At 57.5% G+C, this 1514-nt stretch carries 2 protein-coding genes; both read left to right on the forward strand.

What is annotated here, in order from left to right; all coding sequences use genetic code 11:
• A partial coding sequence (gene rpsO, locus AC1DLB_RS29690) for a 30S ribosomal protein S15 (protein WP_477786252.1) occupies window positions 1-180 on the forward strand: 180 nt, incomplete at its 5' end.
• Window positions 181-378: 198 nt separating this feature from the next.
• A partial coding sequence (locus AC1DLB_RS29695; RefSeq protein ID WP_477786253.1) for a polyribonucleotide nucleotidyltransferase occupies window positions 379-1514 on the forward strand: 1136 nt, incomplete at its 3' end.

Consider the following 1514-nt stretch of genomic DNA (forward strand, 5'->3'; position numbering starts at 1 on the left):
CTGCTGACCGCCAACATCAACAAACTGCAAGGTCACTTCAAGGCCAACGGTAAAGATCACCACTCCCGTCGTGGTCTGATCCGCATGGTTAACCAGCGTCGTAAGCTGCTGGACTACCTGAAAGGCAAGGACGTGAGCCGTTACAGCGCTCTGATCGCTCGCCTGGGTCTGCGTCGCTAATAAGCGATTGCGCTAGAGGTTGGTTGTTTGCTGTGTGCCAGCGGGTTTCCCGCAGGTACATGGCAGGCTCCCAGCCTCAAGTTTTATCTGGACAATAGTTTTACCCTGGACAATGACAGTCGGGCCGATTCCCGGCGTTGCCCACGAATTTCGCAAGAAGACAAGTTCCCCCAAGAGCCACAAAGAAGGTAGGACACCGTGAACCCGGTAATCAAAAAATTCCAGTTCGGTCAGTCGACCGTTACCCTCGAGACTGGCCGTATCGCCCGTCAGGCCTCCGGCGCAGTATTGGTCACCGTTGACGACGACGTCAGCGTATTGGTGACCGTAGTCGGTGCCAAACAAGCTGATCCAGGCAAGGGCTTCTTCCCTCTGTCTGTTCACTACCAGGAAAAGACTTACGCCGCCGGTAAGATCCCTGGCGGTTTCTTCAAGCGTGAAGGCCGTCCTTCCGAGAAAGAAACCCTGACTTCCCGACTGATCGACCGTCCGATCCGTCCACTGTTCCCTGAAGGTTTCATGAACGAAGTGCAGGTTGTCTGCACCGTCGTTTCCACCAGCAAGAAGACCGATCCGGACATCGCTGCGATGATCGGTACCTCGGCTGCGCTGGCTATCTCCGGCATTCCTTTCGATGGCCCGATCGGCGCTGCCCGCGTTGCGTTCCACGAAAGCACCGGTTACCTGCTGAACCCGACTTACGAACAACTGAAAGCTTCGAGCCTGGACATGGTCGTTGCCGGTACTTCGGAAGCCGTGTTGATGGTTGAATCGGAAGCCAAAGAGCTGACCGAAGACCAGATGCTGGGCGCAGTACTGTTTGCTCACGACGAGTTCCAGGTGGTGATCAACGCCGTTAAAGAACTGGCCGCTGAAGCTGCCAAGCCGACCTGGGCCTGGGCTCCTCAGCCAGAAGCCACTGCTCTGCTGGGTGCTATCCGTGCCGAGTTCGGCGAAGCGATCTCCCAGGCTTACACCATCACCATCAAGGCCGACCGTTACGCTCGTCTGGGCGAACTGAAAGACCAAGTGGTTGCCAAGCTGTCCGGTGAAGAAGGCCAGCCTTCCGCTGCTGACGTCAAAGCTGCTTTCGGCGAAATCGAATACCGCACCGTTCGCGAAAACATCGTTAACGGCAAGCCACGTATCGACGGCCGCGACACCCGCACCGTACGTCCGCTGAACATCGAAGTGGGTGTTCTGCCGAAGACCCACGGTTCGGCACTGTTCACCCGTGGCGAAACCCAGGCTCTGGTCGTCGCGACACTGGGCACCGCCCGTGACGCACAGCTGCTGGACACCCTGGAAGGCGAGAAAAAAGACCCGTTCATGCT

The organism is Pseudomonas sp. 05N434, assembly GCF_056396965.1.